The organism is Marinibacterium sp. SX1 (assembly GCF_050389775.1).
Taxonomy (GTDB): domain Bacteria; phylum Pseudomonadota; class Alphaproteobacteria; order Rhodobacterales; family Rhodobacteraceae; genus Marinibacterium.
In genome coordinates this window covers 161,319-187,289 of record NZ_CP177144.1, presented here as the reverse complement: position 1 = coordinate 187,289, position 25,971 = coordinate 161,319, and the positions used below count along the sequence as shown (strand labels likewise).

22 protein-coding genes are annotated in these 25,971 nt (G+C 67.4%); 11 read left to right on the top strand and 11 right to left on the bottom strand.

The annotated features are described in order from the left end of the window. Positions 1 to 33 precede the first annotated feature (33 nt). Together ACK3BB_RS00855 and ACK3BB_RS00850 are read right to left on the bottom strand one after the other, a co-directional pair. Entirely contained in the window at positions 34 to 771 is a 738-nt protein-coding gene (locus tag ACK3BB_RS00855) for a winged helix-turn-helix domain-containing protein (protein ID WP_428926839.1), read from the bottom strand. Next, positions 743 to 1,021: a hypothetical protein gene (locus ACK3BB_RS00850; RefSeq protein WP_428926838.1), complete on the bottom strand. Its 279-nt coding sequence runs from the start codon at positions 1,019 to 1,021 to the stop codon at positions 743 to 745. The genes ACK3BB_RS00855 and ACK3BB_RS00850 overlap by 29 nt, the downstream gene beginning before the upstream one ends. A 189-nt stretch (positions 1,022 to 1,210) precedes the next feature. Here ACK3BB_RS00850 and ACK3BB_RS00845 point away from each other — a divergent pair, with 189 nt between their 5' ends. The 4 genes from ACK3BB_RS00845 (at position 1,211) to ACK3BB_RS00830 (ending at position 5,120) form a co-directional block, all read left to right on the top strand. Beyond that, positions 1,211 to 1,738: a hypothetical protein gene (locus ACK3BB_RS00845; protein WP_428926837.1), complete on the top strand. Its 528-nt coding sequence runs from the start codon at positions 1,211 to 1,213 to the stop codon at positions 1,736 to 1,738. 103 nt (positions 1,739 to 1,841) lie between these two features. Beyond that, positions 1,842 to 2,477, top strand: coding sequence for a ribonuclease HII (locus ACK3BB_RS00840; protein WP_428926836.1), 636 nt, complete (start codon positions 1,842 to 1,844; stop codon positions 2,475 to 2,477). 106 nt (positions 2,478 to 2,583) lie between these two features. Next, complete coding sequence (locus ACK3BB_RS00835) at positions 2,584 to 3,678, top strand: site-specific DNA-methyltransferase (RefSeq protein ID WP_428928796.1); 1,095 nt, start codon at positions 2,584 to 2,586, stop codon at positions 3,676 to 3,678. Positions 3,679 to 4,232: 554 nt separating this feature from the next. Then, the gene (locus ACK3BB_RS00830) at positions 4,233 to 5,120 is read left to right on the top strand and encodes a hypothetical protein (protein ID WP_428926835.1); all 888 of its coding nucleotides are present in this window, start codon (positions 4,233 to 4,235) and stop codon (positions 5,118 to 5,120) included. Positions 5,121 to 5,178: 58 nt separating this feature from the next. Here ACK3BB_RS00830 and ACK3BB_RS00825 read toward each other — a convergent pair whose 3' ends face one another. From ACK3BB_RS00825 to ACK3BB_RS00785, 9 genes are all read right to left on the bottom strand, one after another. Continuing rightward, on the bottom strand, positions 5,179 to 6,273 hold the full coding sequence (locus ACK3BB_RS00825; RefSeq protein ID WP_428926834.1) for an ABC transporter ATP-binding protein: 1,095 nt from the start codon (positions 6,271 to 6,273) through the stop codon (positions 5,179 to 5,181). After that, complete coding sequence (locus ACK3BB_RS00820; protein WP_428926833.1) at positions 6,270 to 7,259, bottom strand: ABC transporter ATP-binding protein; 990 nt, start codon at positions 7,257 to 7,259, stop codon at positions 6,270 to 6,272. Before ACK3BB_RS00820 ends, ACK3BB_RS00825 begins: the two co-directional genes overlap by 4 nt. After that, positions 7,256 to 8,698, bottom strand: a complete 1,443-nt coding sequence (locus ACK3BB_RS00815) for an amidohydrolase family protein (protein WP_428926832.1) — start codon at positions 8,696 to 8,698, stop codon at positions 7,256 to 7,258. The genes ACK3BB_RS00820 and ACK3BB_RS00815 overlap by 4 nt, the downstream gene beginning before the upstream one ends. A 75-nt stretch (positions 8,699 to 8,773) precedes the next feature. Beyond that, complete coding sequence (locus ACK3BB_RS00810) at positions 8,774 to 10,354, bottom strand: ABC transporter substrate-binding protein (protein ID WP_428926831.1); 1,581 nt, start codon at positions 10,352 to 10,354, stop codon at positions 8,774 to 8,776. A gap of 81 nt (positions 10,355 to 10,435) precedes the next feature. Beyond that, positions 10,436 to 11,344, bottom strand: coding sequence for an ABC transporter permease (locus ACK3BB_RS00805; protein ID WP_428928795.1), 909 nt, complete (start codon positions 11,342 to 11,344; stop codon positions 10,436 to 10,438). A gap of 2 nt (positions 11,345 to 11,346) precedes the next feature. Then, the gene (locus tag ACK3BB_RS00800; RefSeq protein WP_428926830.1) at positions 11,347 to 12,285 is read right to left on the bottom strand and encodes an ABC transporter permease; all 939 of its coding nucleotides are present in this window, start codon (positions 12,283 to 12,285) and stop codon (positions 11,347 to 11,349) included. After that, positions 12,285 to 13,907, bottom strand: coding sequence for an amidohydrolase (locus ACK3BB_RS00795; protein WP_428926829.1), 1,623 nt, complete (start codon positions 13,905 to 13,907; stop codon positions 12,285 to 12,287). Before ACK3BB_RS00795 ends, ACK3BB_RS00800 begins: the two co-directional genes overlap by 1 nt. A 23-nt stretch (positions 13,908 to 13,930) precedes the next feature. After that, on the bottom strand, positions 13,931 to 14,944 hold the full coding sequence (locus ACK3BB_RS00790; RefSeq protein ID WP_428926828.1) for a 2-hydroxyacid dehydrogenase: 1,014 nt from the start codon (positions 14,942 to 14,944) through the stop codon (positions 13,931 to 13,933). After that, positions 14,941 to 15,711, bottom strand: a complete 771-nt coding sequence (locus ACK3BB_RS00785; protein ID WP_428926827.1) for a class II aldolase/adducin family protein — start codon at positions 15,709 to 15,711, stop codon at positions 14,941 to 14,943. The genes ACK3BB_RS00790 and ACK3BB_RS00785 overlap by 4 nt, the downstream gene beginning before the upstream one ends. 243 nt (positions 15,712 to 15,954) lie before the next feature. On the opposite strand from ACK3BB_RS00785, the gene ACK3BB_RS00780 reads away from it, so the two are divergent. From ACK3BB_RS00780 to ACK3BB_RS00750, 7 genes are all read left to right on the top strand, one after another. After that, on the top strand, positions 15,955 to 16,638 hold the full coding sequence (locus tag ACK3BB_RS00780; protein WP_428926826.1) for a GntR family transcriptional regulator: 684 nt from the start codon (positions 15,955 to 15,957) through the stop codon (positions 16,636 to 16,638). Positions 16,639 to 16,756: 118 nt separating this feature from the next. Beyond that, a complete protein-coding gene (locus ACK3BB_RS00775) occupies positions 16,757 to 17,464 on the top strand; it encodes a cysteine hydrolase family protein (protein ID WP_428926825.1) in 708 nt (235 codons plus the stop codon). 298 nt (positions 17,465 to 17,762) lie between these two features. Then, entirely contained in the window at positions 17,763 to 19,277 is a 1,515-nt protein-coding gene (locus ACK3BB_RS00770) for a hypothetical protein (RefSeq protein ID WP_428926824.1), read from the top strand. Positions 19,278 to 19,287: 10 nt separating this feature from the next. Further along, on the top strand, positions 19,288 to 21,417 hold the full coding sequence (locus tag ACK3BB_RS00765) for a hypothetical protein (RefSeq protein WP_428926823.1): 2,130 nt from the start codon (positions 19,288 to 19,290) through the stop codon (positions 21,415 to 21,417). A 365-nt stretch (positions 21,418 to 21,782) separates the two neighbouring features. Continuing rightward, a complete protein-coding gene (locus ACK3BB_RS00760; protein WP_428926822.1) occupies positions 21,783 to 23,348 on the top strand; it encodes a hypothetical protein in 1,566 nt (521 codons plus the stop codon). Positions 23,349 to 23,399: 51 nt separating this feature from the next. Beyond that, positions 23,400 to 24,392 (top strand): phosphatase PAP2 family protein, encoded by a 993-nt coding sequence (locus tag ACK3BB_RS00755; protein WP_428926821.1) that lies wholly within the window; start codon positions 23,400 to 23,402, stop codon positions 24,390 to 24,392. Positions 24,393 to 24,417: 25 nt separating this feature from the next. Continuing rightward, positions 24,418 to 25,971, top strand: coding sequence for a hypothetical protein (locus ACK3BB_RS00750; RefSeq protein WP_428926820.1), 1,554 nt, complete (start codon positions 24,418 to 24,420; stop codon positions 25,969 to 25,971).

Here is a 25,971-nt window from a genome sequence, read left to right as displayed (position 1 = left end):
CCGGCCGGTTTCAAGAGCGTGTTTCGGCTTTGTTCACACCATCTTGATCACATCTTTGTCGATGGCCAGCATGTAGCCCCGCCGGGCGATGGTCTTGACCAGCAGCGCCGCAACCATCTGGTTGCCGAGCGCGTCGCGCAATCGCTTGATCCGCGTGGCCCCGGCGGCCTCTTCGCAATCGGTGGCCTGGCGGCCGGACACCACGGCTTCCAGCTCGGCCCCCGACAGCACGTCGTCATCCATCCGGGCCTCGGCCAGCACGGCCAGGGTTTCCATCGCTGCGGCCGTCAGCTTGAATTCCATGTCGTTGAGATAGACGACATTTTCCTCGCGGCTGACCACCAGCGAGCTGACCCGGATGCCGGCCCGTTCGATCTGTTCCATCCGCCGGTTCAGCGCGACCAGCAGCACCAGGAAGACCAGCGCGGCCACCAGCATCGCGGCGGCAAAGACCAGCAGGACCAGGATGACCATCCGATAGGACGTCAGCGTGTCGGCAAAGGCCGTGCCCGACTGGGCCAGGATTTCCAGCAGCTTGATCTCGGCCGGGCTGGTCAGCCCGTCGTTTTCCATGAAGATCCGTTCGACCCGGGCGTTGAAGGCATTGGCATCGGGCAGGGTGATCAGCAGGACCGAGGCCGTGATGGCCAGCAGGGCGACGATGGCCGCGATGCCGCTGGCCACGATCCGTCCGCCGGTCATGCGCGTCAGCCAGCCCATCCGGGCGCCGCCCGCCCGCGGTTCAGAAGCGGAGGTAATAGGCGCCGGCATTGGGCTTCCTCTTGTCCAGCCCTTCGGGTCCAAAGACCGAAACGACGTTCAGCAGGGTCCAGCCCTGCGATTGCAGCCGGGGGGCCAGCTGTTGTTGGGCCGCGCCCTTGCTGCATTGGCCCGAGATCCGAGCGACCCCGTAATGCAGCTTGAGCGGGTTGTCCTGCTTGGCCTTGTAATCGGCAAAGCAATCCTGCGCGGCGGCCGCGCCGGGCAGGGCCAGGGCGGCCAGCAGGAGGCATGTGAGCATGATGCGTGTCATGGCCGCAGACTGGGGCCAGCGGCGTTGAAATTCAATAACCACAGGGGGTTTCGGGGGCGGTTATCCGATAACAGGGGGGTGTTATTGCCTGATGTCGCTGGCCGGGCCGAGGGTGGGGCCAGGCCGCCGGGCACGTCTTCCGGCGGTGCAACCGAAAGATCAGGAAGGAGACCTGACATGCCCCGCATCCTTACCGCCCTGGCCACCTCGGCCGCGCTGACCCTGACCGCCATGGCCGCCCCGGCCCGGGCCCAGACCATCGACCCGGGCGCCGTTGTTGCCGGTGCCGTGGCCCTGGGCGTGATCGCGGCCATCGCCAACAACAGCCGCAAGGACAGCCACGCGCCGGCGCCCTCGCAGGCCTACAAGGTCAAGCCCGTGACCCGCCAGCCCGGCCATGCCTATCCGACCCACCCCGGCCAGACCCATCAGTGGCACAAGAACGGCTGGAAGGACGGCCGCCACGATCATCGGGCCAAGGCGCCTGTCGGCCGGGCCACCCTGCCGGCCCATTGCCTGCGCGATGTCTCCCGCCCGGGCGACACGCTGACGCTCTACGGGCAGAACTGCCTCAGCCAGGCGCGGGTGTCGGTCAAGGCGCTGCCCGATGTCTGTGCCGTGCGGGTGCCCACGCAACAGGGGCTTTACACCGGCTATGCCCCGTCCTGCCTGCAGGCCCGCGGCTACCGCGCCGGCTGGCGCTGAGCCCGGCCCCGGCCCGGCGGGCGCATGGTCCGCCGCCCGGTTCTTTGCGATGATCGGGCAATAGCCCTTGCGCCCCGGCCCCGGCCGGGGTTGTTCTGCGGCCATGCGCAAGACCCGTACGACCCCCGATTTCACCTTCGAGACCCGGCTGCATGCTGCCGGCGCCCTGCGCGTGGCCGGCACCGACGAGGTCGGCCGCGGCCCGCTGGCCGGCCCGGTCGTGGCCGCGGCCGTGGTGCTGGACCCGGCCGCCATTCCCGAAGGGCTCAACGATTCAAAGGCCCTGAGCAAGAAACGCCGGGCCCGGCTGGCCGCCCAGATCCGCGAGGTGGCCGAGGTGTCGGTCGCCGAGGCCAGCGTGGCCGAGATCGACGAGATGAACATCCTGCAGGCCAGCCTGCTGGCGATGGAACGGGCCGTGGCCGGGTTGCACATCCTGCCCGATCACGTGCTGGTCGATGGCAAATGGGTCCCGCAGGGGTTGAGCATGCCGGCCTCGCCGGTCATCGGCGGAGATGCGCGCAGCCTGTCGATCGCCGCCGCGTCGATCGTGGCCAAGACCTGGCGCGACAGGGTGATGGTGGATTTGGCGCAACAGCATCCGGGCTATGGCTGGGAAACCAACGCCGGTTACCCGTCAAAGGCCCATCGCGAGGCGCTCCGAGATCTTGGTGTGACCCCACATCATAGGCGTTCGTTCCGGCCCGTCCACAACATCTTGTATCAAGAGAAACTGTAACCTCTTGACTCCAATAAATAAATTGACCGTGATTCGGCTTTGACTCATCCTGTCGTCAACCAATGAGCGCAAAAATGCGCCGGTGATTGAGGCAGACAATATGATGATGACAAGGACGACGCGCATGGATGCGCTGCCGTTGAACAGCGTACTTGCGGGCGATTGCATCGAGGTGATGAACAGCCTGCCGGAAGGCTCGGTTGATCTGATCTTCGCGGATCCGCCCTACAACCTTCAGCTGAAGAACCAGCTGCACCGGCCGGACAACAGCCGGGTCGATGCCGTGGATGACCATTGGGATCAGTTTTCGTCCTTTGCGGCCTATGATGCCTTTACCCGCGACTGGCTGGCCGCGGCCAAGCGGCTGCTCAAGCCGGACGGCGCGCTGTGGGTCATCGGATCCTATCACAATGTCTTCCGCCTCGGCGCCGAGCTGCAGAACCAGGGCTTCTGGATTCTCAACGACGTGGTCTGGCGCAAGTCGAACCCGATGCCGAATTTCCGCGGCAAGCGGTTCACCAATGCCCACGAGACGCTGATCTGGGCGTCGCGGGGCGAAGGCGCGAAATACACCTTCAACTACGAGGCGCTGAAGGCGCTGAACGAAGGCGTCCAGATGCGGTCGGACTGGGTTATCCCGATCTGCAACGGCCATGAGCGGCTGAAGGACGACAAGGGCGACAAGGCCCATCCGACGCAAAAGCCCGAGGCCCTGCTGCACCGGGTGCTGGTCGGCACGACCAACCCGGGCGACGTGGTGCTCGACCCGTTCTTCGGCACCGGCACGACGGGTGCCGTGGCCAAGGCGCTGGGGCGGGATTTCATCGGCATCGAGCGCGAAGAGGCCTATCGAAAGGTCGCCGAAAAGCGCCTGTCGAAGGTGCGCCGGTTCGACCGGGAATCGCTGTCGGTCTCGACCAGCAAGCGCCAGGAGCCGCGCGTGCCCTTCGGCCAGCTGGTCGAACGCGGTCTGCTTGCGCCCGGCGAGATGCTGTCCAGCCCGCGTGGCAAGATCGCCAAGATCCGGGCCGACGGCACGCTGGTGTCCGAGAACGTGAAGGGCTCGATCCACCAGGTCGGCGCCGCGCTGGAAGGCGCGCCCAGCTGCAACGGCTGGACCTACTGGAGCTTCAAGCGCGAGGGCAAATCGGTGCCCATCGACGTGCTGCGCCAGCAGATCCGTTCGGAAATGCACGACTGATCCCATCCGGCCCCGGGGCGCGCGCGGCCGCGCCGCAGCCGTCCCCGGGCCTTTCCCGATTGCAAGAGACACCGCCCGTGTCTGCGGCCTGACGCAGGCACGACACCTGGCCCCGCCTCGCCTGGCGGGGCCTTTTTTGTCCCGTGCCGGGGGTATGGTGGGGCCTCAAGCGGTGGCGTGGCGGGATTGACCCGCCGCCGGCATGCCCGCACGCCGGTTCGGTTCGGTTCGGTTCGGTTCGGTTCGGTTCGGTTCGGTTCGGTTCGGTTCGGTTCGGTTCGGTTCGGTTCGGTTCGGTTCGGTTCGGTTCGGTTCGGTTTGACTCACTGCGGCGCAGCCCTGGTTCCGGCCCGGATCGCCTCTGTCCCGGACCCGGCGGCGCGGGCCAGGCGTGGCCGGCGGGACACGCCGGGGCGGCTGAGGCCAGCAACGCCGGGCGATGGCCGAGGGATTGCCCCAAATTTGCCCCAATTTGAGGGAATTCAGAGCGACGAGCAGGACAGGCGGGCCCGGCCGTAAAAGCGGCGGGCGCGTGAGACGGGGACCAACAGGCCATGACCACGACCAAGACCAAGTACGACACCAAGGACCAGTACAGCTGGGACGAGAAGACCCGCATCTACGACGACAACGGCCAGCTGATCTGGCGCGAGACGGTCTATGACGACGGGCGCCTGACCTCGGTGGGCTTTACCGACGGGGTGATCACCGAGAAACACGACCTGGATGCGGGCGACAGTTTCGACTGGGTGTCGAAGGACATGTATTACGACGAGACCGGCCAGATCGAATATCTCGACAAGGTCTTCGACACCGGGCTGCACCTCCAGCAGAGCTATGAAAACGGCAAGCTGACCGACAAGGTGCTCAGCGACGATGGCGACATCTACAGCTGGGAGACAAAGGTGCAGGGCTACGAGAAAGGCAAGCTGCAGACGTCGAGCGTGGTCTATGACGACGGCAAGCTGCTGGATGCAACCTATGACAAGGGCGTGCTGGCCACCGAGTTCTGGCAGGACGGGGCGGATGCCTTCAACTGGGACACGCGGTACAACCAGTTCGACGACGGCCAGCTGGTCGTGTCCTCGACCGAATATGACGACGGCCGGGCGCTGGATATTTTCTATGGCGCGGATGGCCAGGCCGAGCGCAAGTTCTGGGTCGACGGGGCGGATGAGTTTTCCTGGGCCTGGAAGGACGAGACCTACGAGGATGGCGCGCTGGTCGAACGGCACACGGGCCAGGACAGCGGCATGGAGATCGTCAATACCTATGCCGATGGCGCGCTCGTCGAGCAGATGCGCATCGACGGGGGTGATGATTACGGCTGGGCGACGCAGACCACGGTCTATGACGACAGCGGCGAGGCCGTGTCGCTGACCACGGTCTATGACGACGGCAGCCAGGACGTGATCCACTACGGCGATATGCTGGCCGTCTGACCGGGCGCATCCCGGGTAGGATGGGTCATTGACCCATCCTACGGGTGTCCGGCCACGTTCAGGCGGCGGATTGGGCGGCCCGGGCGCGGGCCATGATGGCCAGGCGGGCGGTCAGCTGGGGCGATTGCGCCGGTGCCGGGGGAAAGACCATCTCGGCCCGGGTCTCGGCATGGTGGCAGGCCACGCGGGCCTGCGGCCCGGTGGCCTGCAGCTCGGGCCGGGTGGTGCGGCAGAGATCTGTGGCCAGCGGACAGCGCGGGGCAAAGGCACAGCCCGGCCCTGGATCAAGCGCCGAGGGTGCCTCGCCCTCGGGCGGTTCGGTGGCGGTGCGCAGGCCGGGCACGGGCCGGGGCGCGGCCTCGATCAGGGCGCGGGTATAGGGATGGCGCGGATCGGCAAAGAGCGTGGCCGAGGGCGCTTCCTCGACGATGCGGCCCAGGTACATGACGGCCACGCGATCGGCGATGTGGCGCACGACCGACAGGTCATGCGAGATGAAGACATAGGCCATGCCGAACTCGCGCTGGAGGTCCTGCAGCAGGTTGACGATCTGGGCCTGGACCGAGACATCCAGCGCCGAGACCGGCTCGTCGCAGACGATCAGCCGGGGCCGGGTGGCAATGGCCCGGGCGATGCAGATCCGCTGGCGCTGGCCGCCCGAGAATTCATGCGGGTAGCGATCGGCGTGATGGGCGGCAAGCCCGACGGTTTCCAGCAGCCGGGCGGTGACCTGGCGGGCCTGGTCGCCATGGGCGACACCATGCAGCAGCAGCGGTTCCATCAGCGTTTCGCGCACGGTCATGCGCGGGTTGAGCGAACCGAAGGGATCCTGGAACACCATCTGCATGTTGCGGCGCAGGGCCTGCAGGCGGTGGGGGGGCAGGTCGGTGACCTCTTCGCCGTCCAGCCGGACCGAGCCGGCCGAGGGTTCCAGCAGGCGCAGCAGGGCCCGGCCGGTGGTCGACTTGCCACAGCCGGATTCGCCGACGATGGCCAGGGTCTCGCCGGCGGCCACGGCAAAGCTGACGTCGGACACGGCCTGGACCACGCCCTTCTTGCGGCCGAACAGCCCGCCGCCGACGGGGAAATGCTTGGTCAGCCCGGCAACTTCGAGGACATTGGGGCGGGGTGCGGTGGCGGCGGCGTCGGTCATGCGGCGATGTCCTCGATCGGGGCTTTCCAGCAGGCGACAAGGCGGTTCTCGCCGATCTCGCGCAGGGGCGGGGGGGAATTGCGGCAATGGTCCGTTGCCAGCGGGCAGCGCGAGGCAAATCGGCAGCCCGCTGGCATGGCCCAGGGCGGAGGAACGGCGCCCGGGATGGTTTCGAGCCGGTCGGCATCCGTGTCCAGCCGGGGCACGGCGGCCATCAGGCCCAGGGTATAGGGATGCATCGGCCCGTCGAAGAGATCGCGGGCCGGGGCCCGTTCGACGACCTTGCCGGCATACATGACAACCACGTCGTCGCAGGTTTCGGCCACGACGCCCAGGTCGTGGGTGATCAGCATGATGGCCGCCCCGGTGCGGTCGGACAGGTCGCGCATGAGATCGAGGATCTGGGCCTGGATGGTGACGTCCAGGGCCGTGGTCGGCTCGTCGGCGATCAGCAGCTCGGGATTGTTGGCCAGGGCCAGGGCGATCATCACCCTCTGGCGCTGGCCGCCGGACAGCTGGTGGGGGAAATCGTCGACCCGTTTCGACGGCGAGGGCAGGCGGACCAGGTCGAGCAGTTCGATGGCCCGTTCGCGGGCCTCGCGCTTGTTGGTCATGCCATGGGCGCGCAGGCATTCGATGATCTGGGCGCCGATCGTGTAGACCGGGTTGAGCGAGGTCATCGGCTCCTGAAAGACCATGCCCATCCGCCCGCCGCGCAGGGCCCGGCGCTCGCCGGCGGGCATGGTCAGCAGGTCGCGGCCTTCGAACAGGACCTGGCCGCCGGCATAGCGGCCCGGGGGCGTGGGGATCAGGCCCATGATGCCCAGCGAGGTGACCGACTTGCCGCAGCCCGATTCACCGACGATGCCGATGGTCTTGCCCCGTTCGAGCGAAAAGCTGACGCCGTCGACGGCACGGAACACGCCGCCTTCGGTCTTGAATTCGATGGCCAGGTCGCGGACGTCGAGGAGGGGAGCTTCGGTCATGTCTCTGCCTTGGCATAGTTGATGGGCGCGGCCTGGTCATGGGTGCGGTCGCGGAAATCGAGCTGCTGGAATTCGACCTCGGCCCGCCGCTGGGCGGCTTCAAGCCCGTCGAGGGCGGCGTCGAGATCGAAGGTCAGCAGCTTGCCGTCGCGCACCAGGGCCGTGCCGTCGACAAAGGTGTCGGTGACCGCCCGTTCGGCGGCGACATAGATCAGCGAGGCCAGCGGGTCGCGGACCGGGCGCATGGCCGGATGGCGCAGGTCGGCCATGAAGAGGTCCGACTTGGCCCCGACGGCCAGCTTGCCGATATCGTCGCGGCCCAGGATCGCCGCGCCGCCGACGGTCGCGGCGTCGAAGGCATCGGTGGTGCGCAGGTCGTAGACGTCCTTGGACGTGATGCGCGAATTGATCAGGGCGTGGCGGATCTCTTCGAGCATGTTGTGGGGATAGGTATCGGTGCCGATGCCCATCGGGATGCCGTCGCGGATGTACTTGCCGAAGGTATGCATCGTCACGCCGCGGCGCTGGAACACCGTCGGGCAATGGGCCACGGCCGTGCCCGAGGCCTTGAGGATCTCGAAATCCCGCGATCCGGGCCAGGCTGTCCAGGGATGGGTGTCGTTGAGAAAGATGCCGTGGCCGATGATCGTGGTGTCGTCCAGCACGCCCAGGCTGTCGAGCCACTGGATGGGCGTCATGCCATGGCGGGTGGTGATCTCGTTGAACTCGACCATCGACTGGGCGGCGTGGATCTGCATCTTCAGCCCGCGGGCCCGGGCCTCGGCATGGCTGTCGCGGATCAGCTCGGGCGAACAGGTGTCGATCTGGGACGGCGCAACCATGGCCGACAGCCGGCCGCAGGGATGGGTCAGCGCGGCCTCGATCGTGTCCATGGCCACCTGCATGGCGCCACGGCCGTCATCCTCGGCCCAGTCGTATTCGACGGAATGGCCGGTGCTGGTGAACCAGCGGGCCGAGCGGTACATCGGCGCGACGACCACGCGCAGGCCCGAGGCCTCGGCCAGCGCCAGCCATTCGGGATAGGCGACAGACAGGTCGACCAGGGTGGTCACGCCCGAGAGCGCCAGCTCGGAATAGGCGGTCTTCACGGCAAAGGGCGTGCCCTGGCCGTCGGGGCGGAAGAGCGGCATGAACTCGTAGAGCGAGGACATGCGCAGGCCCGGCGAGCCCAGCTCGTCCAGCATGCCCTTGTTCATGGCTTCGGAAGAGGGATGGGAATGGATGTCGACCAGCCCGGGGCTGACCATGCGGTCGGTGCCGTCGATCTCGTCGTCCACCGGCCCGTCCCAGGTGCCGCCGACCTGCAGGATGCCGGTCTCGTCAAAGGCCAGGTCAGCGTTGCGCAGCAGGCTGTGGCCCTGGGCGGCTTCGTCCCAGGCAATGATGTAGGCGGCGTTGCGGATGACGGTGGTGGTCATGGGCTGGGATCCTTGGGAGAGGGGAGGGGCCGCCCCGGACGGGCCGGCCCCCTTTTGGCCTGGGATGCGGCGGGCTTACTTGAAGCCCAGCTGCAGGCCCTTGTAGGTGCCCACGCCATAGATGTTGTGGGCCTCGAAGGGCTTGACCTTGCTCGACAGGGCGATCTGCATCGGCTGGTGATAGACCGGCAGCCAGATGGCCTCGCCCTGGACCTTGTGCAGCACCTGGGCATAGGCCGCGGCGCGGTCGGCGTCGGTGGTCGCCTGCGAGCCGGCCAGCAGCAGCTCGTCGGTTTCCGGGTCGGAATAGTTCATCCGGTTCGGGGTCGGGATGTTTTCCGAGCGGAAGTAGAGGTTGAGCCCGTCACCCGACGACACGTAGGGATAGCCCATGACGTACATGTCGAAATCGTCGGTGGCCGACTTGCCCCAGTAGACGGTGGCATCCATCGGTTCGATCTGCATCTTGATGCCGACCTTCAGAAGGTCGGCCTGCACGGCTTCGACCACCTGCTGCCAGTCGCCGGTGAAGGTGATGGCCAGCGGTGCCAGTTCGACGCCGTCCTTCTCGCGCACACCGTCGGAATTCAGCGTCCAGCCGGCCTCGTCCAGCAGGGCGGCGGCCTTTTCCGGGTCATAGGTCAGCAGCTTGTCGTCTTCGCTGTCGTCGTAATCCAGCGCGCCGGAGGACAGGTAGGAGAACGCCGGCTCGACCTCGCCGAAGAACAGGTCTTCGGCCATGGCTTCCTGGTTGACGGCCAGGTTGATGGCCTGGCGGACCTTGATGTCGTTGACCAGGTCACGGGTGATCTTGAACCCGATGTAGTTGGTGAAGAACGCCTCGTCCGAGCGGATGACCTCGACGGTCGGGGCCTGGCGCAGCTTTTCCCAGCCGATGTAGGGGATGTAGGGCGACACGTCGCCCTGGCCGGTCAGCATGGCCACGGTGCGGGTCGCGGCTTCGGGCACGACCTGGAAGGTCATCTTTTCGACCTGGGCCGGGCCGGTGTTCTCGTACATCGGCGGGCCCCAGTTATAGGCCTCGTGGCGGGTCATGACCATCTTGTCGCGCGGCGCCCAGCTTTCCCAGCAGAACGGCCCGGTGCCGTTGAAGCCGGTCACGCCGAAATCGTCGCCCAGCTCTTCGACCGTTTCCTTGTCGATGACCGAGCCAAAGCTCTGGGCCAGCTGGTAGAGCAGTTCCGAATGGGGCGCGTTCAGCTCGTAGACCACGGTGGTGGCATCGGGCGCGGTGATCGATTTCACGTCGCCCATGCGCCAGCGGACCGGCGATTTGGTCTCGGGGTCGTTCCAGCGGTTGAGCGAATAGACGACATCGTCGGCGGTCATCTTCTTGCCGTCGCAGAACGACACGTCGTCGCGCAGGTGGAACGTGTAGGTCAGGGCATCATCCGACACCTCCCAGCTGGTGGCCAGCAGCGGGTGGATGGTCTTCATGTCCTCGTCGAGGGCGACCAGCGTGTCGGCCAGCATGAAGATGACCTCGGAGCCGGCCAGAGCGGCCGTGCGCGGCGGGTCGTAATGGTTGCTGTCGAGCAGGCGAATGATCGTCATTTCCTGCGCGGCGGCGGGCAGGGCCATCGTCAGCGCGGCGGCCAGGCCGATCCCGGCACGGGTCTTGAGAGGGGACGTCATCTGGGTGGGAGCTCCTTGTTGGATGAGTGTGGTCTTGTTGTCGTTGTTGTTGGTCTTGTTGTTATCCGGTGGGTTGGAATGTCAGGCCTGGAGGCGCGGATCGAGCACGTCGCGCAGGGCGTCGCCGGCGACATTGGCCGACAGCACGATGACGAAGATCAGCACCGAGGGGATGACGGCGATATGGGGGGCAAAGAGCAGGAACTCGCGGCCCTGGCTGGCCATCATGCCCAGCTCGGCGGCCGGCGGGCGGGCGCCCAGGCCGAGGAACGACAGGGTGGCGCCGATCAGGATGGTCTGGCCGAAGCGCAGCGAGATGAAGATCATGATCGACGAGATGGCATTGCGTACCAGGTAGCGCTGGAACAGCTGGATGTTCGACAGGCCGACGGCCCGGCCGGCTTCGATGAATTCCTGTTTCATCACGCCGATGGCAATGCCCCGGGCGACGCGGGCGCAATCGGGGATCGACGAGACCGACAGGGCGATGACGACGGGCAGGACGCCCTGGCCCATGACGGCGACCAGGGCCAGGCCCAGCAGGATGGCCGGGAAGGACAGCAGCACGTCCATCGTGCGCATGACGATCGGGTCGAGCTTTTCGTTGAAGGCCGAGAGCAGGCCGACGAACGAGCCCAGGAAACCGCCCAGCCCGACGGCCAGGAAGCCGATCAGCAGGGTCAGCCGCGCGCCGTAGAGCAGGCGGGAATAGATGTCGCGGCCCTGGCCGTCGGTGCCCAGCAGGTGGGCGGCCTCGCCCCGTTCCGACCAGATCGGCGGGGTCATGATCGACCGGCTGTTGAGCGCCGGATCATGGGTGGCCAGCCACGGCGCAAAGATCGCGCCGAGGATGATCAGGGCCAGGACCAGCAGGGCCAGGGCGGCGGCCCGGTCGCGCAGCAGGCGGCGGAACCAATGGGCCCGGGCCGGGGCGGTGACCTGGTCGGCCGGGTCGGCGTCGGGCGTGGCGGGGGCGGCGGCTGTGGTCATGGTCACTTGCGAACCCTCGGATCAAGCAGGGAATAGAGGATGTCGACGATGAGGTTCACGCTGATGAACCCCAGGGCAAAGAGCATGATCGTGCCCTGGGCCACGGTGAAATCCGACGACAGGATGGCGCCCACGGCCAGCCGGCCGAGGCCGGGCCAGGAAAAGATCGTTTCGGTCACCACGGCCCCGCCCAGCAGGTAGCCGATCTGCAGGCCGACCAGGGTGATCACGGGGATCAGGGCGTTGCGCAGGCCATGGGCCAGGATCACCCGGGTTTCCGACAGGCCCTTGGCCCGGGCGGTGCGCACGTGGTCCAGCTTGAGCACTTCGAGCACCGAGGACCGGGTCATGCGGGCCACCGGGCCGATCAGGATCAGGCCCAGCGAGAAGGCCGGCAGGAACAGCCCGCGAAAGCCTTCGGCCGTGTACCAGGGTCCGGGCCGGCCGATGAAGGTGAAGATCGGATAGGTCACGCCCAGCCACTGGATCAGCACCAGCGAGATGAAGAAGATCGGCAGCGAGACCCCCGCAACCGACAGGGCCATGATCGTCCGGTCCACGATCGACCCGCGCATCACGGCCGCCAGGGTGCCCATGGCGATGCCCACGGGCACCGACCACACCATGGCGCCGATCATCAGCTCAAGCGTGGGGATCAGGGCGGTGGCCAGTTCCTCGGTCACCGCCTTGTTGGAAATCATCGACCGCCCGAGGTCGCCCTGTGCCATGCGTTCGAGATAGCCCCAGAACTGCACGAGAACCGGCCTGTCGAGCCCCATTTCCTCGCGGATGGCGGCAACGACGTCTGGCGTGGCCGACGGGCCGGCGACGACAAGGGCCGGGTCTCCCGGGACGATCTGCATCAGCAGGAAGCCGAACAGCATCACCCCGAAGAGCACCGGGATCGAAAGAAGCAGGCGTTGGACGACCGCGTGGAGCATCAGGCTGCCCGCTCGAACACGGTTTCACCGCCACGGATCGTCAGGACGCATTGGGCGTCCAGAATCCGCTCGGGCGCGTCCATCTCGAAGAAATCGGTGTCAAAGACCGCCACGTCGGCCAGCTGGCCGGGGATCAGGCGGCCCTTGCGCTCTTCGTCATGCACGCCGTAGGCCGGTTCGTAGGTATACATGTGCAGGGCCTGGGCCACGCTCAGCTGCTGGCCGTCGCCCAGCACGTTGCCCTTGTCGGTCTTGCGCGCGATCAGCGCGTAGAGGCAGGGGAACGGATCGGGATCGGTGACCGGGCAATCGGTCGAGGCCGAGGGATGCAGACCTTCTTCGAGCCAGGTCTTGAACGGATAGCAATGGTGCGGCCGGTCGGGCCCGAGGCACATGAAATAGCCTTCGCCGAAGAAATACAGGAACGAGGGCTGGCCGGCGGGGATGACCTTCATGGCCTTCATGCGTTCCAGCTGTTCCGGCGTGTGCCAGCCGCAATGTTCGATGCGGTGGCGGCGATCCGGGTCGGGCATCGCGGCATAGGCCTTTTCGTAGGAATCCAGCATCATGCCGATGGCCGCGTCGCCGATGGCATGGGGCGCCATCTGGTAGCCCATCTTGTGGGCCTTCATGACCAGTTCGTCACATTGTTCGGGCGTCAGGCAGGGCACGCCGTAGTTGGTTTCGTCGTTGTAATAGGGCTGGGTCATCCAGGCCGTGCCGGCCCCGGCCGATCCGTCGGTGAAGATCTTGACCGGGCCGATGCGGAACATGTCGTCGCCCACGCCGGTCACCAGGCCTTCGGCATAGGCGATGTCGAGGATGTTCTTTTCCATGTCGCCCATCAGCGTGCCGGCCACGCGCACCTTCAGCCGGCCGTCCTTGTGCGCCATCTGGTAGGCGCGCAGCTCGGGCTCGCCGTTGGACAGGCCGATGCCCGGGTCCATGACCGAGGTGATGCCCAGGCTCAGCAGCTGGGTCGAGGCCGCCTCGATCGCGTCGGCCCAATCGTCGGCCGTGGGCGAGGGTTGGGCCTGTTGCACGGGGAAACGGGCGTTTTCCCACAAAAGGCCGTTCAGCTCGCCCGGGTCGCGGCCGATCTTGCCGCCGAACGGGTCGGGCGTGTTGTGGCCGATGCCGGCCAGCTCCAGCGCCTTGGTGTTGGCCACGCAGGTATGGCCGCAGGCCCGGGTCAGCAGGACCGGGTGGTCGGGCGCCACGGAGTCCAGATCGGTCTTGTGCGGGTGGCGAAAGCCGTCGATCTTGTCGTGGTCATAGCCCCGGCCCAGGATCCAGGTGCCCGGCGGGGTGCTGTCGGCCACTTCCTTGACCATTTCGACGATCTTCTCGACGGTCGTGACCCCGGCATGGGGCCGCAGGTCGAGCTGGCGCAGGTTCATGCCGTAGAAATGCAGGTGCAGGTGGGCGTCGTTCAGGCCGGGCGTGGCCAGCTTGCCGCCAAGGTCGGTGATCTCGGTGTCGGGGCCGGCCATGGCCCCGATCTCGTCCGCGGTGCCTGCGGCCAGGATCTTGTCGCCGGAGATGGCCAGGGCCTCGGCAAAGCCTTCGGACAGGCCACACCAGATCTTGCCGTTGGTGAGGATGCGGGTAGGGGCAGTCATGGGCGTGCTTTCTCTGCTTCGGTTCAATATCCGGCGTCGCGGTCGACCGCGCCCGGAGGTGTCTCGCCGGCGATCAGCGCGGCGTAGTTCTCGGCCACCTGGCGCAGGATCTCCGACCGGGTGGTGTCAGAGGCCTTGTGCGGGGTGACGACGACCCGGGGATGGGCCCAGAACGGGCTGTCGGCCGGCAGCGGCTCGTCGCGGAAGACATCCAGCGAGGCCGCGGCGAGATGGCCTCGGTCGAGGGCGGCGAGCAGGTCCGGTTCGACCAGGTGCTCGCCCCGGCCCAGCTGGATCAGCACCGCGCCCGCGGGCATCGTGGCAAACAGCGCGGCGTCCAGGATGTCGCGGGTTTCGTCGGTCAGGGGCAGCAGGTTGACCAGGTAGTCGGCGCGGGCGGCGACGGCGGCCACGGCGCCCGGGCCCGACAGGATCTCGACCCCGTCCAGCGCGGCATTGCCCGACCGGCTGGCCGCCAGCACGCGATAGCCCATGGCCACCAGCGCCCGGGCCGTGTGCTGGCCCATCAGGCCAAAGCCCAGGAGGCCGACGGTGACCTCCGAGGCCATCGGCGCCCGATAGCTGCGGTCCCAGCGCGCGGCTTTCTGGTTGTCCAGGTAATCGCCCATGCGCCGGTGATGGTGCAGCACGTGCCAGGCCGCGAAGCCGGCCATCATGCGGGCCTGTTCCTCGTCGCGGATGCGGGTGACCGTCACGCCCGATGGCAATGACGGGCAATCCATGATACTATCCACCCCGGCGGCAATCGACGACACCATCTTGATATTCGGATACGGGTCGAAAGCATCCGCTGCCGGGCGCCACGCTATTGCGCAGGTGACGGCGCCCGGATCCTCGACTTCGTCGGGCCGCACCAGGGTGACCCGAGGGTCCTGATCTTCCTTGAAATTCGCCACCAGGTCGAACGGCTCGGACAGGGCCACGACGAGGATCGGCGCGGTCGTGTCGGCAAGGTCGGGGCTGGGCGCCGGGCCGCTGTCGGGCGCCGGCCTGCCGGGCGTGGTGGTCTCGGTCATTGATCGAAATCCGGGTGCCGTGCCTTGCACAGCCGCATGTAGGCCTGCCATTCGGTGTCGGGCTTGCCGGCCGCATCGTGGTTGGCCGCCCAGCCTTCTTCCTGGGCCGCGACGAATTCGGCCAGCTCGTCGGACAGGATGTTGGGTGTCAGGCCCGAGCTCATGATCGCCACCTGGGCCTGGCAGGCCCGGTCGAGATCCATCATCATGCGAAAGGCCTCGCCCACGCTGGACCCGCAGGTCAGCAGCCCGTGGTTGCGCAGGATCATGGCCTTCTTGTCGCCCAGGTCCTCGACGATGCGCGTGCGTTCGTCATGGTTCAGCGCGATGCCTTCGTAATCGTGATAGGCCAGCCGGTTGTGGAAGGGCGCCGACCATTGGTTCAGCGGCAGCAGGCCTTCCTTCATCGAGGCCACGGCCACGCCGGCCACGGTATGGGTATGCAGCACGCAGGCGATGTCGGGCCGGGCGGCATGCACGGCCGAATGGATCGTGAACCCGGCCTTGTTGATCCCCGCGCCATAGGGGTCGTTGAGGATGGTGCCGTCCAGGTCGATCGTGACCAGCTTGCCGGCCGAGACCTCGTCAAAGCGCAGGCCGTAGGGATTGATCAGGAAGGCATGCTCGCCTTCGTCGGCCGGGGCCTTGGCCGAGATATGGGTGAAGATGCTGTCATCCATCCCGAATTCCGCGATCAGCCGGTAGGCGGCGGCCAGTTCCACCCGTTCGGGGGGCAGGCTGGTGCGGATGGGCTCTTGCAGGGTCATGAAAGTCTCCGTTCGGGGGCCGGGGGCGGCCCCGTTCGCTGATTGTCGAGGCAAGTAGTGACGCAAGATTCGAAATCTGTCGACAATCTTCATTGTAGACTTTCCGCAGTTTCGAAGATGTGGGAACGTGATGATGAAAAATGCGGCTGTGTTGACGGCCTTGACCGGTGGCCCCCGATCGGCGGGTTTCCGCTGGGTCAGGTGTCGGGCCAGGGCCGCGTCACGAGGGGGGCACGCCCGCGCATGATGAATGACGAAGGACCGCTGTTTTCCGAGCTGGAATCGACCGATCTGGCCAGCCGGATCGCCGACCAGGTGCTCAAGGCCATCGGCGACGGCCGGCTGCGCCCGGGCGAAAAGGTCGGCGAGGCCCGGCTGGCCCGCGAGCTGGGCACGTCCCGGGCGCCGGTGCGCGAGGCCCTGCGCCTGCTGGAAAGCCAGGGCCTGATCGTGACCCACCCGCGGCGGGGGTTCTTTGTGCATGCCTATGACGCCGACGAGCTGGACGACATCTACGACCTGCGCGAATGCCTCGAACTGCACGCGGCCAGCGCCGCCGTGGCCCGCATGACCGAGGCCGATTTCGACCGGCTGGCCGCCCAGGTCGAGCGGATGAAACGGCTGGTCGACGAAGGCCAGCTGAAGGAGCAGGTCGAACAGGATTACGCCTTTCACCGCATGCTCTGCGTGCTGGGGGGCAACATGCGCATCGTGCGGATGTTCGACCAGATTGCCCTGCAATTGCGGGCGGGGATCGCGCTGCTGGGTCGGGTCTATGACGATCCGCGCGAAATCGCCCGGTCCCATGACCCGCTGATCGAGGCCCTGCGCGCGCGGGATGCCGAACGGCTGCGCCGCGAGCTCCGCGAACATCTCGAAGATGCGCGGATTCACGTCATTCAGCTGTACCGGGGCGACGCCGGATAGGGCCGATCAGCCCGCGCAGCAAGGCTGCTCACACGAATCAACTTGAAAATACAAATATTGTGTTGTCGAATTTCAGGCAGCGCCCGACCCGGGCCATCCCCCTGAAAGGAGACCGGCCATGCATGCCGTCCACGTTCCCCAGTATATCCGCGACCGGGCCATCCTGTCCCACGGCCGCGCCCGCCTGTTCGACCGGCTGGACATGCGCCGCACGGCCCATGTCATTGTTGACTTGCAAAACGGCTTTGTCGCCCCCGGCGCGCCGATCGAGGTGCCCGTCGCCCGCGAGATCATTGCCAACGTCAATGCCATCTCGGACGCCGTGCGCCGGTCGGGCGGGGTGAATGCCTTTCTGCGCTACACCTATGACCCGGCCGAGCCGCTGGCCTGGGACGTGTTTTTCCGAAATTACATGTCCCCCGAACGGCGCGCCCAGCAAGAGGCTGCCTTTGCCGCCGGGGCCGAGATGCATGCGCTGTACCCCGGGCTGGACGTGCGGCCGGACGACCTGGTTTTCGACAAGACCCGGTTCTCGGGGATGATCCCCGGGACCTGCGGGATGGATGCCGCGCTGAAGGCCCGGGGCATCGACACGATGATCATCACCGGGACGCTGACCAATTGCTGCTGCGAAAGCACGGCCCGCGACGCGATGCAGATGGGCTACAACATCGTCTTCGTCACCGATGGCAACGCCGCGCTGACCGACGAGGAGCACAACGCCACCCTGCTGTCGATGGGTGCGATCTTTGCGGATCTGAAAACTGCCGAAGAGGTCGTGGCCCTGACGCTGGCCGATGCGGGCGTGGCGGCGGCGGCCGAATAGGGCCGTTTCGGCCCCCCGGGGGCACCAAAGAGCGATGAAACGGGCGGCTTTGACGAGCCGCCCGTTTCCGTTTGGGAAAGACGAATCACACCGGTGCGATTCGAGATTCCTTAAGATTCATTTAAAACAAAGCGTTACGCCCCGATAACGCAGCGATAACGCGGCGTAAACCATTGTTAACCTGAGCTCGGGGGGACCGGCCAGGCCACATCGGCAGGGCGCCCGCCCGGGCAAAGAAACAAGGCGCCGGCAACGGCGGCGGCGCCGGGGACAATCGCCTGAGAGCGGGGAAATCGACATGGGTAAACGGCCTGTACCGACACCGGAAAAGCTGAATGAAGCCTACCAGGAAGCGCTGCGGCGCTTCGCGGATCGCCAGAACCTGACGGCCATCGACATCGGCCGTGTCTGGAAGGCCGGTCGACCCGTGGACGAAGCGGCGATCCGGCTGCACGTGACACGCAAGCAGCCCGAGACCGAGCTTGATGCGGCGGCGGTCTTCCCCCGCGAGATCCTGGGCATCCCGGTCGACGTGGTCGAAGGCGTCTATCGCATTCCCGAGGCCGCGCGCATGTCCGACAGCCGCCGCCGCGGGCGGTTCCCCTTCCTGATGGGCGGCATGTCCTGCAGCCGGCTGGACGGCGAGGTGGGCACCGTGGGGGTCATCGTCAAGGACCGCCGGACCGGGCGGGCCGGGCTGTTGTCGAACTGGCATGTGCTGGCCGGCCCGCGGGCCAACCCCGGCGATCCCATCCTGCATCCCGGCCGCATCGACGGCGGCCAGCCGGCCCAGGACGAGATCGCGCGGCTGGACCGCTGGATGCTGGACACCGACGGTGATGCGGCGGTGGCCTTCCTGACCGGCGCGCTGCCCTGGGTGCCGCTGCAACTGGGCAGCTTCACCGAGATCGCCGGCACCCGCACGGCCCGGCTGGGCGAGGTGCTGAGCAAGTCGGGGCGGACAACCGGGGTGACCACGGCCGTGGTCGACGGCATCGGCATGTACCGGGTGAACTACGAGGTCCGGCCCGGCGAGATCGAACATCGCGACATCCGCGGCTTCAAGCTGGTCTCGCTGCTGGAAGGCAACCCGCATGACGAAGAGCTGTCCGCGGCTGGCGATTCCGGGGCCTGCTGGGTCGACAGTTCGCAGAACGCCGTGGGCCTGCATTTTGCCGGTGAAACCGCGCCCGGACCCGACCAGGAACATGCCATTGCCTGTGACATGGGCACGGTGATGGACCGGCTCGACCTGGAACCGGCCGGCTTTGACGACCTGGCCAGCCAGCGCGCCGACACCCGGTCATGGGCCGAGATGTCGGACCCGCGCCTGGACGGTTCCGATCCGCTTCCCGTGTGGGGTGGGCCCTTCCCCTGGCCTGCCCACACCCCCGGACCTATGCCGGCGTCTTTCCCAGCGCCCTGGTCCGGCAGCTGGGGGCAGGGCTGGTCAGATCCCAGCCCGATCAGCGATCCGCGCGATGCGCCCGATCGCAGCCCCCAGCGTCCCAATTCCGGCCCCACGCGGCCGCCCGAGGTGCGCCGGCCCGACGTGGCCGATATCGTCGAGGTCTGGAGCCGGCTGGACAAGGCGCTGGACAAGGCCGGGCTGATCGACCCGGGCCGGCGCTTCACCTCGGCGGTGACCACCCTGCTGAACGCGGGCGACGATCATGCCTGCCTGCGGTCGGTGATCAACGAGCCGGGCACGTTCCCCGATATCCGCGATGTGACGACATCCGAACTGCGCATGTTCCGCAGCTTTGACCAGGTCTGCGAATTCCTGGCGCGGCTCAAGAAGGTCGACGCCTAGGGAGGTCGCGATGCAGACGATGGGGGATCCGCCGGAGCGGTCCGACGACAGCGCAGCGGACGACGAAAGCACCGACCGGGCCACGGGCCCGGCGGAGACCGGGCAGACCGGGACGAAGTTCATTCCCTACGACATTGCCAGGGGCCGGCGCCGGCCCGGGCGCCTGTCGGTCGTCGGGGGGCGGACCACGCCGGGCGTGACCCGCGACAATGGCGACAACGCGGCCTATGACCGGCGGCCGATGGCCCACACCAAGGGGCTGGATCACGACGGGCGCGGGCTGGTCGATCCGGCCGATTTCGCCGCGCTGGAAGCGGCGATGGCCGATGGGGTTCCGCCCGATGCGCGGGCCGGTACGGCCGGGGCCGACGGCGGCCAGAGGGCGCGGGCCGGGGGCGCGGCGCCGGGATATCGGCGGATGGACGGCCCCTGGGCCGAAGGCCCGGGCGGTGATGCGGGCTTGCCGGGCATGGCCCCGGCACCCAAGCTGGGCGAAAGCGAGCTGACCGCCGAGATCGCCGAGCTGTATGCCATGGCCCTGGTCCGCGACATGACGTTCCTCGAATTGTCCGAACCCAGCTCGCTGCTGACCCATGTCGATCCGCATGAAGACGGCCGCAAGCTGGTCTATACCAAGAACGGCCAGCCCGCGGCGGTGCGTGATCTGCTGGACGGGCTGAACGCCCTGGGCTGGTTCGGCAAGGGCGACCCGGTGTCCAGCCTGTCGGGCGGTGCGCCGGGCGGGCGGCTGACCAACCATGAAAAGCGCCGGCGGTCGGCCCGGTTCCGCACCGCCTCCGGCCCGGGCACCCGGCTGACCGTCGAGACGCTGTTCCGCGGCTCGTCGCCGGGCTGTGTCACCGGGCCTTATGTCTCGCAATTCCTGATGGGCGCCTCGACCGGCGGACGGGTGGCCTTTGGCGCCCAGGAAATCTCGTTGGCGATCCGGCCGGCCCGGGCCGGGGTCGACCACATGACCGGCTGGGCGGCCTGGCGCGTGGTGCAGAACGGCGAAAACCTCTGTGGCCTGGGCGAAAGCGAAAGCCGCCGCCGGCCGGTCACCACCCCGCGCGACCTGGCCCGGCTGGTGCATGACGACCAGCCCTACCAGGCCCATGTCTGTGCCGGGCTGATGATGCTGGATGCAGGCCTGCCGGGCGATCCCGGCCTGCCCGGGGCCGACCGGCCCGACGGGCTGGCCGAATGGGGGCGCGGACTGGCCGGCACCGGCGGGCCGGACGTTCTGGGCCTGATGGCCGCGCTGTCGCAACGCGCCCTGCAGGCCGTGCGCCGCCAGAAGTTCCACGTGCACCGCCGCGCCCGGCCCGAACGGCTGGCCGCCATGCTGACACTGGCCGCGGCCGATCCCGCGGCCCTGGGCAATGCCGCCGGGCCTTTTGGCACCATGCTGGACGAGCTGGGCGTGACCGGAGGGGGCAATCCCGACACCCGCTGCATCCTCGACTGGATTGCCGTGCGCAATGCCCTGCTGAACGACCGGCTGGACGACCGGCGGTATGCCATCACCCCCGATCCCGCCGATTTCACGCCCGATCCGGCGGCCAATTACCTGCTGCCCATGGCTTATCCCGAGGGCGCGCCGATGCATCCGGCCTATGGCGCCAACCATGCCATCGTCGCCGGGGCCTGCACGACGCTTCTGAAGGCCCTGTTCGATCTCTATGACGACAGCGCCGGCGACCTGCGCCCGAAACTGGATTGCGAAAACCCCAATGGCCGGGTCTTTCCGTCGGTCGCCCATGGCCAGATGGCCGGCGGCTCGCCTTTCTGCATCCATTCCGATCCGCCCGACCTGACCGTCGAAGGCGAGTTGAACAAGCTGGCCGCAAATATCGCCATCGGCCGGAATTTCGCCGGGGTGCACTACTATACCGACTATTACGACAGCCTGCGGCTGGGCGAACGGATTGCCGTGCGCTTCCTGATGGACCGCATGCTGGCCTGCCCTGACAGCGTGGCCATGAGCCTGCGTGATTTCGATGGCACGCGAATCGACCTGAACCGCACCGAATCGGCTGGGCAGAGATTTGTGCAACTCAAGGTTGACGGTGGCGACGAAGGTATGGCGCGAGATGCCTGGTGGGCGCTCAACCAACAGGAATTTTCTGCACGATCATAGGTTTGGGGACGTTTCACTACGACGAGCGAAATTGAAATGATGGGGGAAAGCCGATAATGCAGCACGTGTCGAATTGCCAGGTCATGCCGGACCAATTCGCATGGGCTGGGTCGTTCTTGACAGAATGGCCGGTAACGGTCCCAATTGGTCCGCGTTTTATTGATTTGGAGTGGTGTGGTGCTTTAGCGGATCGGGGAGAGAGGGCCTTAGCCGAGGTATCTGGGAAAACGCGTATTTCTCTGATCGGGCCCTTTCGCATGATCGGGCCCGGTGGGCGTGATATTACCCCGACCAGTCCCGCCCGACAGGCGATTCTGGCGATAGTCGCCCTGTCTCCGCAGGCCAGGCTGTCGCGCACCCGGCTGATGACCCTGTTCTGGCCGTCGAGCACGCCGAAAAAGGCGCAAAGCTCGTTGCGGGCGGCCCTGTTCAAGCTGCGCCGCGACCTCGATCGCCATGCGCCCGGACTGCTGGTCGTCGACGACCATGTCGTGGCTCTGGAACCGGCCATGTTCGAGCGCGACGTCGATAACGAAGATACCCCGGTCACCGGAGAATTGCTGGAAGGGCTGGACGTACCCCTGCGCGACAGCGAGGGGCTGGAAAGCTGGCTGCGCCAGGAACGCGCGGCCTGGGCCGGGCGCCAGGCCGAAAGCTGGGACGAAGAAGAGGAAGAGGCCGAGCCGGTCCGCGAGCGGACGGCGCTGGCTGGCAATGGTGCAGCGGCCCCGTCGCGGGGGTTTTCCTCGGGGTTCGTGGCCGGCGGCGGGCCGGTGTTGCGGCGCTCGGACGGCATGTTGCGGATCGAACCGCGGGTGCGGCTGACCGTCGGCCACCTGGACGTTCTGGCCGGCTCTGAACCCGGGCGCATCCTGGGCCGGCTGCTGCTGGACCAGGTGACCGAGGCCGCCGAGCGCAGCGGCGTGGCCATTCCGGTCGACCGGGCCGAGGACAGGGCCGACATCCGGCTTGAGGTTTCGGTGGCCGAGCTGACCGGCGAATGGCTGGTCGGTCTGCGCCTGCACCGGCGCGACAGCCTGCAAAGCAGCCAGGTGGCCGAGGTGCGCATGCCCGCCGACCTGGGCCGGGCGCTGGCCAGCGAGGGGCTGGTCCACGTGGTCGACCGGGCGGTTGATGCCATCGTGCGCCAGAAGCCCATCGGCGTCGACCTGGGCATGACCGGGCTGGTGACCGAGATCAGCGCGATGTACCTGGCCGGCCAGGATGAACGGCTGGCCCTGCGCGCGGGCCTGGCCCAGCAGATCGAGGCCGAGGGCACCGGCAGCCCGGCGATCCGCAGTTTCCTGGAAACCTTCATCCTGGGCGAAAGCCTCGACGATGGCGAACCCAGCGATGCCCAGCTGACCCTGGCCCTGGGCGCGGCCGATACCGTCTACCAAGGCCGCGAGCTGAACCCCGTCGAGCTGAGCCTGGCGGGCTACGGGCTTGATTTCATTGCCGCCGACCGGCCGCAGGCCTTCAACCTGATGCACGAGGCGGTGCATGCCGGGCCCGAGGTGGCGCTGGTCTGGGACAACCTGGCGATCAGCTATTTCCGCCATGGCGATTTCGAACGGGCCCGGGGGGCGGCCGAACAGGCACTGAAGTTCGGCTATGCCAGCCCGCTGATCGGGATTTTCGAGACAACCTATTGCATGACCTGCCTGGCCACCGGCGACACGGCGGCGGCGGCCTATTACGGCCTGCGGGCGCTGCGGCGCAACGGGGCCTACCTGTCGGCCTGCTGCCATGCGGCGGCGGCCGTGGCCCTGGCCGGCGACCTGCCGGCGGCCGAGGCGCTGGTCGGCCAGATGAAAACGCTGCGGCCCGATATTTCGCTGGCCATGATCGAGGAACGTTTCATGGCCCGGTTCCCGCCCCATGCGCAGGATGTGCTGCTGCGTGGGTTGCGGCTGGCCGGCCTGACCTGACCTGACTGCCGACCCGACAAGCGGACGTCCCGCAAAGGAGCATTGACCCAGATGACAGATCCCCAGACCGAGACGCTCAGGCGCAGCGCCCTTGCCGTGCAGGACAGCCAGGTGACCCTGGTCTATCGCGACACGCCCGAACCGGCGCCCGAGGCCGAAGCCGCGCCGGTGCCCGAAGGGGTCGAGGTGACGGGCGCGGGGCCCGAGGCCCTGGCCGCCGCCCCGGTCGCCCGGGCCAGTGCCTTCCTGACCGGCACGGTCGACAAGAACATGGGCGGCCCGGCCGGGCGGGGCGGATTTTCCAACCGGGGCAATCGGGGCAACCGCGGAAATCGGGGCAACCGGGGCAACCGGGGCAATCGCGGGAACCGGGGCAATCGAGGGGACGAAGGGGTTTTCGACTATTCGCCCGGCCTGCTGGCGCCCTGGGAGCTGCGCCAGAAGCTGCACCAGGCCAATACCTGGCGCGACCTGCCCCTGATGCCGCCGCCCGACGAGGAAAAGACACTGGCCGAGGCCTGGGAGCTGAAGCTGCTCAGCGACAGGCTCTATACGTCGGCCGAGGCGGCGCGCCGGGACGAGATCGAGAAGGAAGTCGGGCTGGACCTGACGGCCTACCTGGAACCGCTGGGCGTGCTGGGCGCCGATGATGTGCCGGCGACGGTCGATGCCTTCCTGTCGATCCTGGCGGTCTGCGAAGAGGTCGGCCTGCGCTACAAGCACCTGTTCAACCGGGCCCGGCCGATCCAGGTCCTGCCCACGCTGCGGCCGTTCATCCCGACGCCGACCCATTCGTCCTATCCGTCCAACCATTCCTTCCAGTCGTTTTCCGTGGCCCTGGCCTTTGCCCGGGCCGTTCCGGACAACGCCAGCAACCCGGGCCTGTTCATGCGGGCGCAGCGCGTGGCGGTGAACCGGGAATGGGCCGGGGTGCATTACCGCAGCGACACCCTGGCCGGGTTGCAGCTGGCCCAGCTGTTCATGCCGACGCTCGAATGGGTGCTGGGCGACCGGCTGCAGGACATGGCCCAGGAATGGCGCTGAGACAGGGCGCAGAGGGAGCAACCAGATGACCTACAAGAGCATTCCGCCCCATATCGGCTATTACCCCCGCTACCACGGGCTGTGGCATCTTTATGCCTCGGGGCTGGACCTTGAATCGCTGATCGTCGATGGCACGCCGGTGCCGGCCTGGCAGGCCGCCCGCCAGCGGCTGGACGAGCCGGGTGCCCGGCCCACGCGCATCGTGCTGGTCGACACGCCGGTGGCCAAGGATCACCCCAACCTGGCCGGGGCGCTGGCCAATACCACGCCGGTGGACGTGACGACCGACACGCCCGATCTCAGCCTGATCCTGTTTGCCGACACGCTGTCGGAAAAGCTGAGCATGATCAATCACGCCGCGGCCACGCTGGCCGACAAGGCCCGGACCGTGCCGGCCGACCCCTGGGTCGGTGACCTGGACGACATCATCCGCAATGCCAGCCTGCGCAACTTTGCCAGCCACGGCACGGCCATGGCCGGCATCATGGCCGCTCGGCCGGTGACCTCGGCCCTGTTCGCCCGGCCCGAAACCAAGAACGACACCCTGCTCGGCGTCTTCGGCCAGGACATCGAAGGCCCGGTTGTCACCCCGGGCACGCCGGATGACGACGAGGGCGAGGATGGTGCGACCGGCGGCGGCCAGATCGACCTGGGCCCCGACGGGCTGCGCGCCACCAAGAGCCCCGGCGGCGCCGAGGTGATCGAGGCCGATCTACCCTATTCCGGGGCCGATCCCACGGCCGAGATCTATTCCATCGGTTTCACCGCCCTGACCGCGCCGCATGAATTCCTGACCGCGCTGGAAGCCGCCAAGCTGCTGGACCCGGACCTGATCGTCATGTCGGTGGCAATGCCCGTGCCGCCCGGGGTGATGGGCCCTGCCGAAGTTGTCGACGAGGATGCGATGGTCGAGCTGGTCGGCGACGACGGGCTGTGGACGGCGCTCAAGACCCACCTGCTGGACCTGTCCCAGACCGTGCCGATCTTCTGTGCCGCGGGCAACACGCGCGACGTGATCAGCTTTCCGGCCTCGCTGGACGAGGCCGACAACGGCATCTTTGCCGTCGGCGCGATGACCAGCAACGACGAACCGGCCAGCTATTCCCCGACGACCGGCGTGTCGATCTTTGCCTTCTCGGGCGATGCCGAGGTCTACAACCGCGCGATCCGCCGGCGCGACCGCTATCGCCAGGATCCCTCGCTGCGCCCGCGCGACTGGGCCAAGAACCCGCTGGTGGCCGATGACCAGATCATGGCCCAGGAAATGATCCTGGCCACCGATCCGCCGGGGCCCTTCGGCTATTCGCTGTCGCCTTACGAAGACGCCTGGGTGCAGACCGGCGAAGAGGACGACGTGCCGGTCAATGCGCTGCTGGATTTCGCGTCGAACTTCTCGGCTTTCAACGGCACCTCGGCGGCCGTGGCGCTGGCCGCCGGGCTGATCTCGCTGGGCTTCAGCAGCCAGACCATCCCCGCCGGGCTCGGCCCGGTCGACATCAAGCAGAAGCTGGCCTCGGTCGGGCCCCGGGCGCTGACCTGGGCCGATATCGAGGCGCTCGGCCAGGAGGAGGAAACCTGA

Bases quoted from the DNA above. Each gene is read 5' to 3' on its own strand.
- ACK3BB_RS00830 (WP_428926835.1), top strand. From the start codon at position 4,233: ATGACCACGACCAAGACCAAGTACGACACCAAGGACCAGTACAGCTGG.
- ACK3BB_RS00785 (WP_428926827.1), bottom strand. From the start codon at position 15,711: ATGACCCTGCAAGAGCCCATCCGCACCAGCCTGCCCCCCGAACGGGTG.
- ACK3BB_RS00765 (WP_428926823.1), top strand. From the start codon at position 19,288: ATGCAGACGATGGGGGATCCGCCGGAGCGGTCCGACGACAGCGCAGCG.
- ACK3BB_RS00760 (WP_428926822.1), top strand. From the start codon at position 21,783: ATGACCCTGTTCTGGCCGTCGAGCACGCCGAAAAAGGCGCAAAGCTCG.
- ACK3BB_RS00750 (WP_428926820.1), top strand. From the start codon at position 24,418: ATGACCTACAAGAGCATTCCGCCCCATATCGGCTATTACCCCCGCTAC.
- ACK3BB_RS00755 (WP_428926821.1), top strand. From the start codon at position 23,400: ATGACAGATCCCCAGACCGAGACGCTCAGGCGCAGCGCCCTTGCCGTG.
- ACK3BB_RS00800 (WP_428926830.1), bottom strand. From the start codon at position 12,285: ATGCTCCACGCGGTCGTCCAACGCCTGCTTCTTTCGATCCCGGTGCTC.
- ACK3BB_RS00825 (WP_428926834.1), bottom strand. From the start codon at position 6,273: ATGACCGACGCCGCCGCCACCGCACCCCGCCCCAATGTCCTCGAAGTT.
- ACK3BB_RS00845 (WP_428926837.1), top strand. From the start codon at position 1,211: ATGCCCCGCATCCTTACCGCCCTGGCCACCTCGGCCGCGCTGACCCTG.
- ACK3BB_RS00780 (WP_428926826.1), top strand. From the start codon at position 15,955: ATGATGAATGACGAAGGACCGCTGTTTTCCGAGCTGGAATCGACCGAT.
- ACK3BB_RS00795 (WP_428926829.1), bottom strand. From the start codon at position 13,907: ATGACTGCCCCTACCCGCATCCTCACCAACGGCAAGATCTGGTGTGGC.
- ACK3BB_RS00770 (WP_428926824.1), top strand. From the start codon at position 17,763: ATGGGTAAACGGCCTGTACCGACACCGGAAAAGCTGAATGAAGCCTAC.
- ACK3BB_RS00790 (WP_428926828.1), bottom strand. From the start codon at position 14,944: ATGACCGAGACCACCACGCCCGGCAGGCCGGCGCCCGACAGCGGCCCG.
- ACK3BB_RS00855 (WP_428926839.1), bottom strand. From the start codon at position 771: ATGCCGGCGCCTATTACCTCCGCTTCTGAACCGCGGGCGGGCGGCGCC.
- ACK3BB_RS00840 (WP_428926836.1), top strand. From the start codon at position 1,842: ATGCGCAAGACCCGTACGACCCCCGATTTCACCTTCGAGACCCGGCTG.
- ACK3BB_RS00805 (WP_428928795.1), bottom strand. From the start codon at position 11,344: ATGACCACAGCCGCCGCCCCCGCCACGCCCGACGCCGACCCGGCCGAC.
- ACK3BB_RS00815 (WP_428926832.1), bottom strand. From the start codon at position 8,698: ATGACCACCACCGTCATCCGCAACGCCGCCTACATCATTGCCTGGGAC.
- ACK3BB_RS00835 (WP_428928796.1), top strand. From the start codon at position 2,584: ATGACAAGGACGACGCGCATGGATGCGCTGCCGTTGAACAGCGTACTT.
- ACK3BB_RS00775 (WP_428926825.1), top strand. From the start codon at position 16,757: ATGCATGCCGTCCACGTTCCCCAGTATATCCGCGACCGGGCCATCCTG.
- ACK3BB_RS00810 (WP_428926831.1), bottom strand. From the start codon at position 10,354: ATGACGTCCCCTCTCAAGACCCGTGCCGGGATCGGCCTGGCCGCCGCG.
- ACK3BB_RS00850 (WP_428926838.1), bottom strand. From the start codon at position 1,021: ATGCTCACATGCCTCCTGCTGGCCGCCCTGGCCCTGCCCGGCGCGGCC.
- ACK3BB_RS00820 (WP_428926833.1), bottom strand. From the start codon at position 7,259: ATGACCGAAGCTCCCCTCCTCGACGTCCGCGACCTGGCCATCGAATTC.